This window comes from Pseudomonas sp. 313 (assembly GCF_000316965.1).
Lineage (GTDB): Bacteria > Pseudomonadota > Gammaproteobacteria > Pseudomonadales > Pseudomonadaceae > Chryseomonas > Chryseomonas benzopyrenica.
Genome location: NZ_ANBZ01000041.1, coordinates 1 through 16,233 on the forward strand (window position 1 = coordinate 1; position 16,233 = coordinate 16,233).

At 61.4% G+C, this 16,233-nt stretch carries 10 protein-coding genes; 8 read left to right on the forward strand and 2 right to left on the reverse strand.

From position 1 onward, the window contains the following. Positions 1 to 25 precede the first annotated feature (25 nt). Genes C722_RS0108985 through C722_RS0109010 form a run of 6 tightly spaced genes read left to right on the forward strand, consistent with a single transcriptional unit; the run spans position 26 to position 6,386 of the window. Positions 26 to 943 (forward strand): ABC transporter permease, encoded by a 918-nt coding sequence (locus tag C722_RS0108985; protein ID WP_017640192.1) that lies wholly within the window; start codon positions 26 to 28, stop codon positions 941 to 943. 8 nt (positions 944 to 951) lie between these two features. Continuing rightward, the gene (locus C722_RS0108990) at positions 952 to 1,854 is read left to right on the forward strand and encodes an ABC transporter permease (RefSeq protein WP_017640193.1); all 903 of its coding nucleotides are present in this window, start codon (positions 952 to 954) and stop codon (positions 1,852 to 1,854) included. A 14-nt stretch (positions 1,855 to 1,868) separates the two neighbouring features. Continuing rightward, complete coding sequence (locus C722_RS0108995; RefSeq protein ID WP_017640194.1) at positions 1,869 to 2,864, forward strand: ABC transporter ATP-binding protein; 996 nt, start codon at positions 1,869 to 1,871, stop codon at positions 2,862 to 2,864. After that, positions 2,861 to 3,823, forward strand: coding sequence for an ABC transporter ATP-binding protein (locus C722_RS0109000; protein WP_017640195.1), 963 nt, complete (start codon positions 2,861 to 2,863; stop codon positions 3,821 to 3,823). The genes C722_RS0108995 and C722_RS0109000 overlap by 4 nt, the downstream gene beginning before the upstream one ends. Positions 3,824 to 3,837: 14 nt before the next feature. Further along, positions 3,838 to 5,232, forward strand: coding sequence for a M20 family metallopeptidase (locus tag C722_RS0109005; protein ID WP_017640196.1), 1,395 nt, complete (start codon positions 3,838 to 3,840; stop codon positions 5,230 to 5,232). Continuing rightward, on the forward strand, positions 5,232 to 6,386 hold the full coding sequence (locus tag C722_RS0109010) for a M20 family metallopeptidase (protein ID WP_017640197.1): 1,155 nt from the start codon (positions 5,232 to 5,234) through the stop codon (positions 6,384 to 6,386). Before C722_RS0109005 ends, C722_RS0109010 begins: the two co-directional genes overlap by 1 nt. A gap of 616 nt (positions 6,387 to 7,002) precedes the next feature. Here C722_RS0109010 and avs3b read toward each other — a convergent pair. Both avs3b and avs3a read right to left on the reverse strand, forming a co-directional pair. After that, positions 7,003 to 7,683, reverse strand: coding sequence for an AVAST type 3 anti-phage proein Avs3b (gene avs3b / locus C722_RS0109015; RefSeq protein WP_017640198.1), 681 nt, complete (start codon positions 7,681 to 7,683; stop codon positions 7,003 to 7,005). Then, positions 7,661 to 13,918 (reverse strand): AVAST type 3 anti-phage nuclease/ATPase Avs3a, encoded by a 6,258-nt coding sequence (avs3a, locus tag C722_RS0109020; protein WP_026083746.1) that lies wholly within the window; start codon positions 13,916 to 13,918, stop codon positions 7,661 to 7,663. The genes avs3b and avs3a overlap by 23 nt, the downstream gene beginning before the upstream one ends. Before the next feature lie 274 nt (positions 13,919 to 14,192). On the opposite strand from avs3a, the gene C722_RS0109025 reads away from it, so the two are divergent. Continuing rightward, positions 14,193 to 14,813 (forward strand): tyrosine-type recombinase/integrase, encoded by a 621-nt coding sequence (locus C722_RS0109025; RefSeq protein WP_017640200.1) that lies wholly within the window; start codon positions 14,193 to 14,195, stop codon positions 14,811 to 14,813. A 354-nt stretch (positions 14,814 to 15,167) separates the two neighbouring features. After that, complete coding sequence (locus tag C722_RS26160) at positions 15,168 to 16,172, forward strand: hypothetical protein (protein ID WP_157225819.1); 1,005 nt, start codon at positions 15,168 to 15,170, stop codon at positions 16,170 to 16,172. The last annotated feature ends 61 nt before the right edge of the window (positions 16,173 to 16,233 follow it).

A 16,233-nucleotide genomic window follows, 5' to 3' on the forward strand; every position in this document is an offset into this window, starting at 1 on the left:
CAGGTTCTTAGCCGAGGAGCCGAATATGTCCGCATACCTCCTGCGCCGCCTGGGTATCGCCCTGGCCGTGGCCTTTACCGTTTCCCTCATCAGCTTCTTCCTGCTGCACCTGTCCGGCGATCTGGCCACCGCCATCGCCGGCCCCGAGGCCACCGCCGAACAGATCGAGGTGGTGCGTCATCAACACGGACTCGACAAGCCCCTGGCGACCCAGTACGTCGAGTGGGTCGGGCAGTTGCTGCGGCTGGACCTGGGGCAGTCGTTCTTCTTCCAGGAGTCGGTACGGGATCTCATCGCCAGTCGCCTGCCCATCACCCTGACCCTGGGCGCCATCGCGCTGCTGGTGGCGCTGCTCATCGCCATCCCGCTCGGGGTGCTGGCCGCGGTCAAGCGCGACACCTGGATCGACCGCCTGGCGCTGACCCTGGCGACCTTCGGCCAGGCCATGCCCAGCTTCTGGTTCGCCCTGGTGCTGATCGTGGTCTTTGCCGTGACCCTCAAGTGGCTGCCGGTGTCGGGCAATACCAGCTGGCAGCACTTCATCCTGCCGGCGGTTGCCCTGGGCTACTACGCCACCCCCTCGCTGATGCGCCTGACCCGTGCCGGGATGCTCGATGTGCTGGGCGCCGACTACATCCGCACCGCCCGGGCCAAGGGCCTGAGTCCGGCGCGGGTGCTGTTCAAGCACGCCCTGCGCAATGCGCTGATCCCGGTGGTGGCCCTGGCCGCCGTGGAGTTCGGCTTCATGCTGGGCGGCTCGGTGGTGATCGAGGCGGTGTTCTCGCTGCAGGGCATCGGCCAGCTGGCCTGGGACGCCATCGCCCGCAACGACTTCCCGGTGGTGCAGGCCATCGTCCTCTTGATCGCGTTGATCTACATCGTGCTGACACTGGTGGCCGATCTGCTCAACGCCTTGCTCGACCCGCGCATTCGCGTGCGCTAGGAGGCCCCATGACCGTCGCCAATCCCTTCGTGCTCGACGACTATCTGCCCCCGCGGCCGACCCTGGGCCGCCAGCTGCGCCGCTGGTTCGGCCACCGCGGTTTCGCCCTCGGCGCCGTACTGCTCGTCGTCATCGTCTTCGCCGCCCTGGCCGCGCCCTGGCTGGCGCCCCACGACCCCTATGCCCAGGACGTGATGCAGCGGATGAAACCACCGGTATGGATGGCCAAGGGCACCTGGGCCCATCCGCTGGGCACCGACAAACTCGGTCGCGACTATCTCTCCCGGCTGCTCTATGGCGCGCGCATCTCGCTGTTCATCGGTCTCGCCGCGGCGCTCATCTCCGGCGCCATCGGCACCTTGCTCGGGGTGCTCGCCGGCTACTACGGCGGCAAGGTCGACGCCCTGGTGAGCTACCTGGTGACCACCCGCCTGGCCTTGCCGGTGGTGATGGTAGCCCTGGCCGCCGCCTCCCTGGTGGGTGGCTCGCTGCAGGTGGTGGTGATCCTGCTCGGCTGCCTGCTGTGGGATCGCTTCGCCGTGGTGGTGCGCGCCGCCGTGCAGCAGATCCGCGACGCCGAATACGTCGCCGCCGCCCAGGCGCTGGGCTGTTCGCCCTGGCGGGTCATCGTCGGCGAGATCCTGCCCAACGTGCTGGGGGCGCTGATCGTGGTGATTACCCTGGAGATGGCCCACGCCATCCTGCTGGAGGCAACCCTGTCCTTTCTCGGCGTGGGCGTGCAGCCGCCGTTGCCGTCCTGGGGCCTGATGATCGCCGAAGGCAAGCCCTACATGTTCTTTTCGCCCTGGGTGATCGCCATTCCCGGTGTCGCCCTGATGCTGCTGGTGCTGGCCATCAATCTGGTCGGTGACGGTATCCGGGACCTGGCCGCGCCCAGCGGGCGCAACTAAGCGGAGGACTGACCATGGCACTGCTCGACGTTAAAGACCTGCGCATCGATATCCCCCTGGGGGACGACACCCTGCACGCCGTGCGCGGCCTGGACCTGCAGGTGGAGCGGGGCGAGATGCTCTGCCTGGTGGGCGAATCCGGCTGCGGCAAGTCGCTCACCTCCCTGGCGCTGATGGATCTGCTGCCGCGCCAGGCCCGGCGCCAGGCGGCGCGCCTGACGCTGGGCGAGCACGACCTCCTGACGCTGGGCGAAAAGGGCATGCGCGACCTGCGCGGCAATCGCCTGGCGATGATCTTCCAGGAGCCCATGACCGCCCTCAATCCGGCCTACAGCATTGGCGACCAGCTCGCCGAGGTGCTACGGCGCCACCGCAGGCTGGATCGCAAGGCCGCCTGGGCAGGCGCGGAGGCCATGCTGGAAAAGGTCGGCATCAGCAACGCCGGCGAGCGCCTGCGCCAGTATCCGCACCAGCTCAGTGGCGGATTGCGCCAGCGGGTGGCCATCGCCATGGCGCTGCTGTGCGAGCCGGACCTCATCATCGCCGACGAACCCACCACGGCGCTGGACGTCACCATCCAGGCGCAGATCCTGCACCTGTTGCGCGATCTGCAGCGGGAATTCGGCACGGCCATCGTCTTCATCACCCACGACCTGGGGCTGGTGGCGCGCATCGCCGATCGGGTAGCGGTCATGTATGCCGGCCAGATCGTCGAGCAGGCACCGGCCGCCGAGCTGTTCGCCGCCCCCCGACACCCCTATACCCGTGGGCTGCTGGCGAGCATCCCGGTACCGGGCCGGACCCGTCCCGGGCAGCCGCTGGGCGCCATCCCCGGCCTGGTCCCCAGCCTAGTCGGCGAACAGCACGGCTGCGCCTTTCGCAATAGATGCCCGCAGGCGGTGGCGGCCTGCGCCGACAGCGTGCCCTTGCTGGAGGAGGGCGCGCACCTGGCGCGTTGTCATTTTGCCCTGCCCAGCGAGCCCCTGCGCCGGGTCGGAGGTGTGCGATGAGCCGCGAGATCGCCCTGGAGCTGTGCGACATCCGCCGCGAATTCACCCTGGGTCGCGGCCTGTTCCGCCCGCCGGCCACCCTCAAGGCGGTGGATGGCATTTCGCTGCGGCTCCATCGCGGCGAGACCCTGGGTCTGGTGGGGGAATCGGGGTGCGGCAAGAGCACCCTGGCCAAGCTGCTGCTGGGGCTGCTGGCGCCCACAAGCGGCGACATCCTGATAGGCGGCGAGCACCTGCGTGGAGTGGATCGCAAGCGCATGGCCCGGCACATCCAGCCGATCTTCCAGGACCCTTATTCGTCGCTCAATCCGCGCAAGACGGTGCGCGAGATCGTGGCGCTGCCGCTAAAGGTGCATGGCCTGGGCACGCCCGCCGAACAGCAACGGCGGGTCGCGGAGATGCTCGACGTGGTGGGCTTGCCGCGTCGCGCGGCCGACAGCCATCCCGGCCAGCTCAGTGGTGGCCAGCGCCAGCGGGTGGCCATCGCCCGCGCCCTGGTGATGCGCCCGGACGTGCTGATCTGCGACGAACCTACCTCGGCGCTGGACGTCTCGGTGCAGGCGCAGATCCTCAATCTGCTGCTGGAACTCAAGCGTGAATTCGGCCTGACCTATCTGCTCATCAGCCACAACTTGGCGGTGGTGGAGCACCTGGCCGACCGGGTGGCGGTGATGTACCTCGGCAAGATCGTCGAGGAGCGCGAGCGGGCGGCGCTGTTCGCCCAGCCGGCGCATCCCTATACCCGGGCGCTGCTGGATGCGGTGCTCACCCCGGATCCGGCGCTGGGGCTCCCGGCGCTGGGCCTGGGTGGCAGCTTTCCCAATCCCATCTCGCCGCCCAGCGGCTGCGCCTTCCATCCCCGCTGCCCGCGCTGCTTCGGCCCCTGCGCCGAGCGCTATCCGGAGCGCGAAACCATCCCCGGCGGCAGCAAGCGCTGCCACCTGCCAGAACCCGCCTGACCCCGGAGTCCGCCATGACCAGCCGTACCCATGCCCTTGAGCTTGCCGCCGCGCACTTCGACAGCGGCGCCTTCCGTGCCCGGCTCGCCACCGCCGTGGCCCATCCCACCGAAAGCCAGGAACCCGAGCGCCAGGCGGAGCTGCAGCGCTACCTGAATGAGTTCATCGCCCCCTATGTGGCCAGTCTCGGCTTCACCAGCCGGCAGCTGGACAATCCGGTCGCCGGTAAGGGACCGTTGCTGATCGCCGAGCGGATCGAGGATCCGGCGTTGCCGACCCTGCTCAGCTATGGCCACGGTGACGTGGTGCGTGGCGATGCCAGCCGCTGGCGCGAAGGCCTTGCGCCCTGGACCCTGGTGGAGCAGGGCGAGCGCTGGTACGGCCGCGGCACCGCCGACAACAAGGGCCAGCACCTGCTCAACCTGGCGGCGCTGGAACAGGTAATCGCCGCCCGCGGCGGACGCCTGGGCTACAACGTCAAGCTGCTGCTGGAGATGGGCGAGGAGATCGGCTCGGTCGGCCTGCGCACCTTCTGCCAGGAGCAGCGTCAGGCCCTGGCCGCCGACCTGTTCATCGCCTCAGACGGTCCGCGGGTTTCGGCATCCCGGCCAACGCTGTTCCTGGGTGCCCGGGGCACCTTCAATTTCGACCTGCACCTGGACCTGCGCGAAGGCGGCCATCACTCCGGCAACTGGGGCGGTCTGCTGGCCAATCCCGGCATCATTCTCGCCCATGCCCTGGCTAGCCTGGTGGATGCCCGGGGCCAGATCCAGGTCGCGGGGCTCAAGCCCACCGAGCTGCCCGCACCGGTGCGTAGGGCGTTGGCCGACATCGACGTGGGCGGCGCGCCGGGCGATCCGGCCATCGATCCCCTCTGGGGCGAGCCCGGGCTGACCCCGGCCGAACGCGTCTACGGCTGGAACACCTTCGAACTGCTGGCCTTCACCACCGGCAATCCCGAGGCACCGGTCAATGCCATTCCCGGCACCGCCCGTGCCCACTGCCAGATCCGCTTCGTCGCCGGTTGCGACTGCACGACCTTCATCCCGCTCATCGAGGCGCACCTGGCCGAGCAGGGTTTCGCCGCGGTGCGGGTCACCCGTGCCAAAGACGAGATCCTCCACGCCTCGCGCCTGGACCCGGAGAATCCCTGGGTGGACTGGGCCCTGACGTCCCTGACCCACACCCTGGGCGCAAAGCCCGCCTTGCTGCCCAATTTCGGCGGCGGCTTGCCCAATGACATCTTTGCCGACATTCTCGAACTGCCCACCCTCTGGGTACCTCATTCCTATCCCGCCTGCTCCCAGCACGCGCCCAACGAGCATCTCCTGGCCCCGGTCGTGCGGCAGGGGCTGCAACTCATGGCCGGGCTGTTCTGGGACCTAGGCGATCGCTGGAGCCGCAGCTGATGTCCCTTGCCAAGACTACTGCCCTGGAGTGGCTCGCCACCCAGCGCGAGCCGATGACCCGTCTCCTGCAACGCCTGGTCGATACCGATTCCAACAGCTACGACAAGGCCGGCGTGGATGCCGTCGGCGCCGTGCTCACCGCCGCCCTGGCCGAAGACGGCATTGAGGTCACCCGGACGCCGGTGGACGATTTCGGTGACGTCATCGCCGCCCAGGTGGGGCCCGCCACGGGTGCCGCGGTGCTGCTGCTGGGCCATCGCGACACCGTCTTTCCGCCGGGTACCGTGGCCAGCCGCGGCTTTACCCAGGATGCCCACCAAGCCTATGGTCCTGGTGTCGCGGACATGAAGGGTGGCCTGGTGGCGAGTTGCTTTGCACTGCGCGCGCTGAAGCGCGCCGGCGAGCTGCCATTTCCGGTACGGGTGCTCTACACCGGTGACGAGGAGATCGGCTCCGGCACGGCGCGTCCGCACCTGGAGGCCGCGGCGCGCGCGGCCCGGGCGGTACTGAACTGCGAACCCGGGCGGGTCAGCGGCAACGTGGTCAAGGCGCGCAAGGGAGGTGCCAGCCTGACCCTTAGGGTGAACGGCCGCGCCGCCCACGCCGGGGTCAACCACGCCGAGGGCGCCAGCGCCATCCAGGCCCTGGCGCTCAAGGTGGTCAAGCTGCACGCCCTGACCGACTACGAGCGTGACATCACCGCCAATGTCGGTCTCATCGAGGGCGGTACCTCCAGCAATACCGTCGCGCCCAGCGCCACCGCGCGCCTGGACGTGCGCTTCGTCGCCCTGGCGGACTGGCCCGAACTGCAGAAGCGCATCGAGGCCATCGTCGCCGAGGAAGAGCTACCGGGAACCCGGGCCAGCGTCACCACCACCGGCCTGTTCCTGCCCATGGAAGAGCACCTGAGCCGTGACCTGCTGGCGCTCTACCAGCGCGAGGCGCAGGCGCTCGGCTTCAGCGTGGAGGGGGAGTTCACCGGCGGTTGCGCCGACTCCGGCTTTACCGCCAGCCTGGGTGTGCCCACCCTCTGTGGCCTGGGTCCGGTTGGCGGCAAGGTGCATACCGACGCCGAGTTTCTGGTGCTCGACACCCTGGTCCCGCGCACCCAGGCGCTGGTGGCCACCATCCTGGCTCTAGCCGTAAAGGCTTGATGCTCTTGTAGGTTTCCGAAACTGGTGCGACTCCTAGCCGGCGAGGGCCATAATTGGAGGCTTTAGATTTTCGAAATTGCTGCGACTGCCTGCGGAATTTTCCGTGAACAATTTTTAGGGATGGCCTTTAATAGGTGGGAACAGCTCGAAGGCCTGCTCTCGACCCAAAGCTGCCGTTGGCGGTGGGCAGCTACCGGCTAAGAGCGGTCGGCCGCAATGCTGGGTCAGGCTGACAGCAGCCGTTCACCCGGAGACTGTTCTGTAAGTCTGAAGTCGGGTAAGTCAGGCTGGAAGATAGCGACGCCTATCCCAGCCCGGAAAAGATTGGCTGCATCAATTTGGCAAAGGGTGCCATAGACGGTTCAGCCTCAGCGCCAAGCACTTGTATGCGTACAACGATCAGTCTTAAGGAAAAGTCGTACAAATTTCAGGACTTACGTGACCATCAAGGTATCCACCCGGTCAGCTCGCCATCCTCAAATTTAATTAGTCCACCAGCCCCTAAGTGATCAACAAGATAATCAATATCCTGTTTTTCGCCATCCTGATCTAACTTTCTCAGGAGCTCTAGGTGCGGCGACGTTAACCGCTTCGCTGGATCGCCGGACCTTTCTTCTCAGTCCCCCGACTCCTCTGTATCTTGCGGAAGCATCTCCCTCATCTCGCAAGATAGAGATAAAGCTACTTTCGCAAAACTCTCTAGCCGATCAGCTCGATCAAGCATGGCCTGTCTATTTTCCTCTTTTTGACTCTCTAGCAGGCCTTCTGCGACAAATTTTGAGACCCGCAATTCTACGGTTGCCTCCAAGCTACCCTTTACGACCTCCTCTAGCCATGGTTTGACCACGTTGACTGATCGTTCGGCGGCAACGCTGAGTGCGTAACGGATCAGCTCCCTGGCTGCCTGATCAATACCGATCGCAAACTCGAAGAGCTTCTTCTCGTCCTCTCTGGCGCCTTCAAGCTCTTCGGCGCGAGGCGGGCGCGCGAAAAACCTGAATTCATCTGCCTCATTCACGCCTAAGGAATTAAGCGTGCACAGCAGCGGTTCTAGCTCCCTCAAAGGTCGCATGTACGGAGGCAATGTGTACCGGTGTCCCCAAAGTTTCAGGATGACATCCATGCACTCTGCCAGCGCTGAATCTCGCAGAGTTTCCGACGCATTCTCAGCAGCGGAGATTTTCTCGGCTACTAGGTGTGCCATCCATTGAGCAGTGACATCGTCGCCAAGCATCAAGCCGGCAACGATCCGCTTGCCGAGCTCGATGACAGCCTTAGAGCGATCTAGTGATTCCATCGTGTCCGATCATGTAGTAGCAGTTGTAGGGATAGTTGTAGGAGGAGTAGTCATCGCTGGCTGTCTCGTCTTTCGGTGGCTTGCGGCGGACCTTGACGCAGACGATCAGAGATGTGTTTGGATGCCCATCCAACAGTGTATGAATGAACTTGTCGTCGGCGCTGAGCCGAGTGCCGGTCAGCACATCGCGCTCCTCACCGTAGCCCGTGCTGCGCGACCACGATTCGCTTCTAGCCCTGCCACCGTCTGGTAGCGTCCACGATCGCGCGTCTGGATCTGTCATCGGATTCAGGGCATTGAGGATTTCTTGACAAGGCTGCGGGCCCGGGTTGGCCACCTTGCCAGCCCATGGGTCATATTCATCAAGGCTCAACGAGTCGCTTCCCGACTTGACCCAGCCGAACAGCCTCAGCTCTGGATCATCAACCTGCTCTCGATGGTCGAAGTGATCCGCGTCTGGAAGATAAATGTCTCCTGGGCAAGGGCTCGTCTGCATAGCGGTTAGAAGAGCAGCCGCATGGCACGAAGGAACGAGTACAGACCTGACCGACACCGTTTCACCATTAACCGCATTGGTGGTCGTCCAATGCCCCCAGAGGACCGTCATGCCGTCGTCTGTTCTCAGTTGGTCATCCAAGTACTGTCTATCGACTTGCCAGCACCATGAGGCATCAGATCGATCGCTACCCGACGATGCGACCTTCAGTATCTCGGGATCGCGCCGGTCTGCAAGCCACCGGTCATCACCGCGAGTGAGCAACTGTCCTCTAAACCAATCGTCGAACGGATCTTCTTCCTCATCAGCGCGACGGCGTACCGGCTTTGTCTCCAAAAGCTGGCCAGCGACGAACATCATGGCGTGATAGGACTGATAGACGACGCAATCTTCCACTCTGGGCATACTTCCATGCGAGTGGCTTGTCTCTCTACCACGGAAGAGCCCACGCTCATAACGTTGATCATCGACGCGACGGCGAGGCCCTGGCAACATGCGACCACGCAAGACTGCCCGTGCTTGTTGCTCGATCGATTGCTGATTCAAACCGAAGACGCGGCCCAACGGAGCCAACCAATAGGGGCCGATGTCGATGCCGAAAAAGTACCTCTCGTCGCCCACGGCTTCGTTATCCGAGGCATTGTCATCAACGATCACGTACTCGCGATGGTCGTAGACGTCCCTGGGCAGCGCAGCACGGTTTGCGCCGTTCGCAATGGCGAGCAAATCCGACGACAACGTATGGACTTCATGCAGGCGTCTCAACGCATCCGAGGCGAAGTGCCGGATAACGACGTGCGGCTCCCTTGCGCAAGAGTCTAGGAACGCGAGAAAAGGAGCAACGGCGCGAGGTACGTCCATGGCGCCCCGTGCAAGGGCAATACAGAGCCATTGGCGGGCATGCCACTCATAAAAAACCAGGCCGCGGTCGGCAAATGGCTGCGGGTCAGCTCCCAATGCGCGATTGGCCAGCGCGGACAACAAAGATTGCCAGTCGAGCTCAAGACAGTTGCGGACGCAGTGGGCATGTTCCCAGCGTTCCGCAGTGGAAGGGCGCGCTAAACCCGCCCATAAGTAGCCAGCCAAGGCTTCCACGCAAGAGGATGACGGTGCGAGCGAGTCGTTCCACGGGCCATCGCCATCTTCACTTTCGAGAATCTTTTCGAGCAAGTCAAAGCCGAAGTTCAACACTTCGTCGGCCTCGTCGCTGGTCAAGTGCCGTGCGAGCGGTTCCACTAGATGGAACATGTCGTTCGCATCAAGTGTGTCTAGCTGCGACAGGTATCCCTTGATCCGAGCTGACGCTACATCCTTCTCTGCGATGGCGCCCTCTGCATAGAGACCATCAAATGGACCCTTATAAGCCCAACCGCGGCGCCCCACGCGGTTGGGTTCGCTTGTAGCCAGCAAAAGGGCTGCCTTTTTTAGTTCGTTGCGGACGGACAGGGGCCTCTTGCTCGCCTCGGGGAGCTGCCTGATGACTTCCATGAAGCTGAACACACTGAACTCGTCATCCGACTGGAGCGCACGAAGGTATCCGTCGAGCTCCGACAGTTTCGCGCGCCTACAGCCTTGCTCATAGAACTCACTAGCGTATGAACGACCATCAACCTTCTTGAGCGATCGCCGTGCCGCGACAACCGCAGCTGAGTCGCAGAGATCAACGCCGTTGAAGATGGCATCCCAGTCGGGCTTCTGCACCTCTCTACGAGGATCCGACCGGGACGTGCGGGCAGCAGTCACCGACTCACCGTTTCCTTTGGCCACAGATGCCTGAAGCAGCCTCTCCAAATCTGGAAGCGGCATCGCCACGGAGTCGGCCAGAACCTTGAGTTCGCGCCAGGTGGGCGTTTCGTGGGTCTGGATGCGGAGAAATCGGTAGGCAATCTGCAGGATTGCCCTTTTCCGATTGCTGTCTGATTCCGCCTCCATGGCCGCTTTGATGTCGCTGACGCGATTCCATCCCGCCTCGGTGCCACTCAGCGCCACCGCTGCCTTTTTTGGAAAGAGCCCTTGGTTGATCAGGCTGTAGATTGCAACGGGAAAAAGCTCGCCAGCAGAGCCGAACTCTCGGTCTCGCCAGCGACTCAGAATTGCGAGGCTGGATGAAGGGCAAAGACCGACCAAGCCCTCGACCAAGCGATCCCAGTCCATGTATTTATCTCGGGCCATATGGTCGTAGCTGAGCTCGGCAATCCTTGCCAAACGATAGGCGGTCCGAGATCTTGTCCTACCCGAGCAATGTGCAGCATCCGCCAATTCTAGGAACGTTGTCCATCTAGAGAGGTGTTCTTCTCCGATCTTGCTGGCGATGTCGATCGCCTTGTCGAAATAAGCAGCCGCTTCCGACTTGCTCACGGAAAAGATCGCGCGCGCTAGCTCCTGAAGATCCTCAACCTGTGCCTCCGCGTCGCTGCGCGACGCGGTGATCTGATCGAAAGCCTTAGAGCTGAGTCGCAGTGAGAAATCGCCCATCCCCGCTGTTCGCGCAGCGATGTGGCACATCCTCGTGAGAGTGCTCGAGTAGACGCGGTCGCTATTGTCGCCCCACTTAATTAGCGCGGCGATCTGAGCGGGCTTAATGGAGCCCGCATCGCGAAGGATCCGTACCCACTCGATGGCAACAGCCTTCTCCCAATTGAACTTCCGCTGATAGTCACGTGATGACGCAGACTTCGTATGTTTCAGCGCAAGCTCAACTTCGTGATCAAGGTTGGGAGACTGGCGGCCACAGGCGATCTCAGCGGCCAAGACGAACCAAGGTAGAAGGCCCCCTGTCACTTGCTGCAACTGGGACGCTTGTTGGCTCTTAACGGGAGATTCCTTCGTCTCTAATTCAAGACGGATATCCTTGGACGCCAGATCAATCAACTCAATGCGTTTTCCGCGTAGCGCGGCTTCCAGAGCATAGGCCCGAATGAGGTCTGCTCGCTCGTCATTGAAGTCATAGAGTTGGTGAGGCGGATCTTCTGGCAAATACCGGCGCAACATCTCCGCCCAAGTCGCATCGTCGCGCGGGAGACACCGGAGCGCCAGCGTGATTGCAGACCGGACTCCTTCCAATACGCTGCTCCCAGACCTCCATGAGAGATGTTCCTCGGGTAACTTGACCTTAGGATCTGCCAAGATGCCCATCAGGTGCCGCAGCGGCTCCACCGGCAACAGGTGGGCGACCCGGGCTGCTTCGGTAGCCAGGCCCAGCATCATCCAGGCATCCCCGTCGGCGTGCTCGGCGAGTTCATCTATTCGCTTGAAGTCGCCGGCGTCCGCAAGTCGGGCGGTAACGAGCTTCGTGGTTCTCAGTACGGTGGATCTAGGACTCCATCCTTTCAAGAAGCGCGCGGCCTCGGCAGGGCCTCGCAATCTCAGCAAACCGATAGCAATCTCGGCGACATCGGCGTCGTCGATCTTGTCCTCCTTGCGGCGTTTGGGTGGCAGCTTGCTCCAAGCGATCAATGACTCCCAGGCCATGCGCAACCTGCTTCTCGCCTCAGGGATGAGGTCATCGTTTCCGGCAAGCAGAACCGCCTCGTACGCGTGATACGAGCCAAGGAATCCGCCGCTGAACGTGCGCCTGGAGACCATTTCTTCGATGCGATCTGGCGCAAGCAGAACGCTGGCAATGTCAGTGTTCTGCTGGATGAGCATGTTCTGTCGAGCCTCGCCAGCTACCTCGCCACCGACCTTCAGCGCGAGCTTAGCGGCGGCAACATGCCGCCCCTGCTGCAAGCACGCTCTTAGCGCGAACATCAGCCGTTGCAGCTCGACGTCTCGTCGCTCTAGAGGGTTGAGCTCAGGCAAGCTCTCATTCGAGAGCGCCAGCGCAATCAGCTCATCCATCCGGCCGGCAGACAGTAGCAACTGCGGCAGCGCCGCCGCCACATATGAACTGGTCGACGCAAGCGGCTTCAGTTTTGCAAGAAACGCATCAAGCGAAGCCGCATCGGGCTTGAATGTCTCGTTGAACCAGGTCTCTGCCGGTTCGTCCATGAAGTGCAGACCTGAGTCCTTGACGAACAGTGGTCGCCCAAACTCAGTAGCAAACGTACGGACGGCGCTCTCAGGAACGCCAGCGATCTGCGCCAAGATGGAAATGGGTACCAAGGGCCGGAGCACCGCGAGGCCCTTGCAGATGAGGTCTATCTGCTTCGCTTCTGTCGGTCCCCATTCGGCTTTCAGCCTATCGATGGCTTTGGTCAGAAGGCCTCCGATCGCGAGTTGAACCGTCGTCGGCGTTGGCCCCAGAGCCCTCAGCATGTTGCCGATGGAAGGGGTTCCCTCCATCGCCAGCGCTTGAACGCGCGGGTTATCGCTACTTAGAAAAGCGAATTCCGCAGCCTCCGCGTCCGTTGCCTCAGGATAGTTCAGCCGTAGGTGCGTGGCAGTCTCAGTCTTGGAGAATGGCTCTAGCTTGATCACTATGGCGTCCAGCGGAGCTCCCAGGTGGCCCCGTCGGTGTGATCGGCATGTGAATGCCAACCGCACCCCGTCGGGCATGTCCGTGTTGATAAAATCATGGACAAAGGCACGCTCATTGATCTCATGTGCAGCCATGTACGCGTTGTCGGCCGCGTCGACGATGACGCAAAGGCTCGCCTGAGGCGTGCTGGCTCTAAGAAGATCAATGGCCTGCTTGAGACGAGATACAAAGGCTCGCATGAACTGCTTCGAGTCAGTGCCGCTGGACGGAATCAACGGCAGGCAAAGCTGCTGCCCTGAGAGCTCGTTCGCGATCTGAACGAGGGCATCGCGGTACCGATGGCGATACTTCAACGCTTGGCGATAGGTACCATCACCGAAGCAGTCGTACAGAACCGCCACTGATCCAGCCGGCATGGCACGGGCCAGGTGAGCAGAAAGAGTCGACTTGCCTACCCCACCGTCTGCATGGATGACCACCGGGCGTTGTGCGGTGAGCAGCGTCGTTAGGATGCCTACCTGCTGCTCCCGTGGAAGCACCTGCTTCGGTTCTGAGATCAAAGAGGGCGCCGGCAGCAGGTCGATTTCGGTCACCCGCAGTGCGCGGAGTACGTCGTAGAGGCGAACGGAGCGGTCCTTCGCTCCCTCATCGGTTGCCCGGCGGGTGACCAGTTCCTTCAGGTGGAGTGCAGCCTCGGTGTCCGGTTCGGACAAGTATGCGCTTAGGTCCTTACTCAGGAGGTTGCGCTGTTCCCATAGATCCGGCTCACTAGCTTCAACCGAAAAGGCGGCGAAGAAGCTCTGTATGTTGCTGCTAGCTGACGCCGCATAGCGTCTCAGCAACTCGTCAATTTCGCGATGCCGCGGCGCTGTCGACCCCGCAGCGAGATCGGCCAACGCTTCAAGAACAGCTGCGTCCATAGGCCTGTTCGTCAGAAAAACGAACCGAACCTTATTAGCCAGGACGTCTAAGGCAAGCGATACCTCCAACTCCTTGAAACGCCCAGCGAAACCTTCGATGGTTCCTTTGAGACCGCTTGCCGTCCAGGATGTGTGCGCTTGCCTGGACGAGTGTTTGAGCTGCACATAGCGGATAGACGTTGCCGCTATAACGGCCTCGCTCCCGTAGTACAGGCCGACGTCAATGACCTCGTCGCCGACGCTTGTAGATGCATCCCCCTCGTCCAGTGATGCTCCTTCGATCGACACCGCCACTAGGCCATTTTCGCCGGTAAGAAGCCCGAGGCACTGCCGGGCAGCCCATTGATAGTGGAACTGATCACCGCTCCTAGAGGGACCTACAGAACCTTGCTTTGCCATATTTATCTGCACTCCCTGCATCCGCCATTAACGGAGTTTACAGGCCCAAGATGTCCTCTGAGGATCTGTCTATAGTTTCGAATGTTGTGGAGCCGTTTTCAGGTATCGAGTTTGGCAGAATGAAAGGAAGCACCCGCCACATAGCACGCGCTTACCACGCGGGCTTGAACGACCGCTGCTGGCCGTTTCCGCCTCGGCGGCCGGATGATGGGTCGGATAGCTCCGTCCCATGGTCTGGCCCATGCTTGTACTCCCTCACTGAGGAGAACAAGCCATGAAAGCGATAGCAGTCGTTAGCCACGAGCCTTGGAACAAGGGAAAGCTCGTTGGTCAGAAAGCCCCGCTCTGGATTAGGGATATCTGGGCCATCCGCGTCAGACTCCAGCTTGCGGATAAAACCAGGGACTTGGCTCTTTTTGACCTGGCAATCGATAGCAAGCTGCGCGCCTGCGACCTCACCAGGCTGCGCGTGCGGGACATAGCCCACGGGGAGCACGTCTCACCGAGAGCTATCGTGATGCAGCTAAAAACTCATCGTCCGGTGCAGTTTGAGATCACAGAGCAGACACGCTCAGCGGTGGAGGCTTGGATACGCCATGCCAAGCTTCGAAGCGAGAACTTCCTGTTCCCAAGTAGACTTGCCCACTCCGAGCATATTTCCACCCGGCAGTACGCACGGATCGTCAAAGCCTGGGTGACAGCGATTGGTTTGGATCCAGCCTTGTACGGAACCCATACCCTGCGGCGAACCAAGGCGTCGCTGATCTACCGCAGGACAAAGAACCTCAGGGCCGTACAGCTCCTACTGGGCCATACGAAGCTGGAAAGCACTGTCAGGTACCTTGGCATCGAGGTAGACGACGCGCTGGAGATGGCCGAACAGACAGAGGTATAGCCGCATGACCTGGCGACGGCTGCGAGGCCGTCGCTATCCGGCCAGAAGCAGTCACTCGCGCCTTCGTTTCTGCGGCCACAATGTCAGCCCAGCAGGGATCGCTTCTCTAAAAAAAATGGATCAGCGCCCGCACCTTGGCTGGCATTTGCGCACGTGTAGGTGCGTAGAGATAAAAGCCGGGGAAAGACGGGCACCAAGGCTGTAGCACCCTCACCAGTTCACCCGACGCCAGTTGCTCGCGCATACAGATATCCAGGATGCTGACCCCCAGAGCCATACTGTGATGCTTTACGAACCATCTTCGATTTTGCGATTCTTCGCGATGGCACATCGCCTATCTGAGCTAGGCCGCAAATGACTTACATCGCACGCATCTGTGACAACGCATCGAACTGGCAATATCCAACGCGAACGGCTGCAGAATCAAAAGATTCTTTCCACTCCATGCATGGGTATGGCCACGAGGAGTGGCTGTTTCGCTTTGAATGGCAGATTAGTGGTTGGCAATACGGATTTATCCAAGGCGTGAATAAGGGTGGGGAGAACCGGATAAATCGAGGTAATCGTGTGGCAGATGTCGTGCTGTACACGCACTCAGCGGCTGGCCGGCGTTATGTCGCTCGTATTCGGCATCTCGAATTCCTAGATAGTGCTCAAGCGGCCGCAGCTCTGGAGCACTATAAAAAGCGCGGTTGGTATGATCGGATGCTTAAAGAAATTGAGAATATCGGTGGTGATAGGAGCGGTCTAGGGAACGACGACTGGGCATCTCAAGTATTGAATGTTCGCTTCCGTCCGGACGATCTTGAGTGGTATTCGCACGACGTATTTGCTAATCCTGGTAGCGCAGTGAGCCGCAACAACCGTTATCAGCTCGTAAAAATTACCGACACCTCGGAGCTACCTAGCACAGTTACCGCTCGTAGATCAGTACGAAAAGGACAAATTACTCCGCCTGTTCAAGACAGCTATTTTACATCTGGTGGCGCAGGTCGAGAATGTTCTCCTGAGCATTGGATGCTGGTTACCGCTCTCCATGAGCGGCTGCTTGAAGAGTTTCCTGAGGGCTCAATATCTTTCGAAGAAAATTTCGTAGACGTCACGGTTACAACGCCCACCCAGAAAATACTGTATGAGGTGAAATCGGATTACTCCACTCGCAGGGTACTGCGACAAGCAATCGGTCAGTTGCTTGAATATGCGTATTACTGGGATCAGCCGGATATGAACCAAATCAGGCTCGTTGCTGTTGGCCGGACGGAGTTAAGCACCGAAGATGAGCGGTATCTCAGATACCTTAAGAATCAACTCATGCTTCCACTGGAATACCGTCAGATTAAGTTGCCATCTGAGGCATGAGCACCCTAGGTGAGGATCATTGCCGGTAAGGCGAGCTGCCAGGGAGGTAACGCCTGATTGC

What these genes read in the sequence shown, in the direction of transcription:
- C722_RS0108985 (WP_017640192.1), top strand. Translation starts at nt 26, where the DNA reads ATGTCCGCATACCTCCTGCGCCGCCTGGGTATCGCCCTGGCCGTGGCC.
- C722_RS0108990 (WP_017640193.1), top strand. Translation starts at nt 952, where the DNA reads ATGACCGTCGCCAATCCCTTCGTGCTCGACGACTATCTGCCCCCGCGG.
- C722_RS0108995 (WP_017640194.1), top strand. Translation starts at nt 1,869, where the DNA reads ATGGCACTGCTCGACGTTAAAGACCTGCGCATCGATATCCCCCTGGGG.
- C722_RS0109000 (WP_017640195.1), top strand. Translation starts at nt 2,861, where the DNA reads ATGAGCCGCGAGATCGCCCTGGAGCTGTGCGACATCCGCCGCGAATTC.
- C722_RS0109005 (WP_017640196.1), top strand. Translation starts at nt 3,838, where the DNA reads ATGACCAGCCGTACCCATGCCCTTGAGCTTGCCGCCGCGCACTTCGAC.
- C722_RS0109010 (WP_017640197.1), top strand. Translation starts at nt 5,232, where the DNA reads ATGTCCCTTGCCAAGACTACTGCCCTGGAGTGGCTCGCCACCCAGCGC.
- avs3b (WP_017640198.1), bottom strand. Translation starts at nt 7,683, where the DNA reads ATGGAATCACTAGATCGCTCTAAGGCTGTCATCGAGCTCGGCAAGCGG.
- avs3a (WP_026083746.1), bottom strand. Translation starts at nt 13,918, where the DNA reads ATGGCAAAGCAAGGTTCTGTAGGTCCCTCTAGGAGCGGTGATCAGTTC.
- C722_RS0109025 (WP_017640200.1), top strand. Translation starts at nt 14,193, where the DNA reads ATGAAAGCGATAGCAGTCGTTAGCCACGAGCCTTGGAACAAGGGAAAG.
- C722_RS26160 (WP_157225819.1), top strand. Translation starts at nt 15,168, where the DNA reads ATGACTTACATCGCACGCATCTGTGACAACGCATCGAACTGGCAATAT.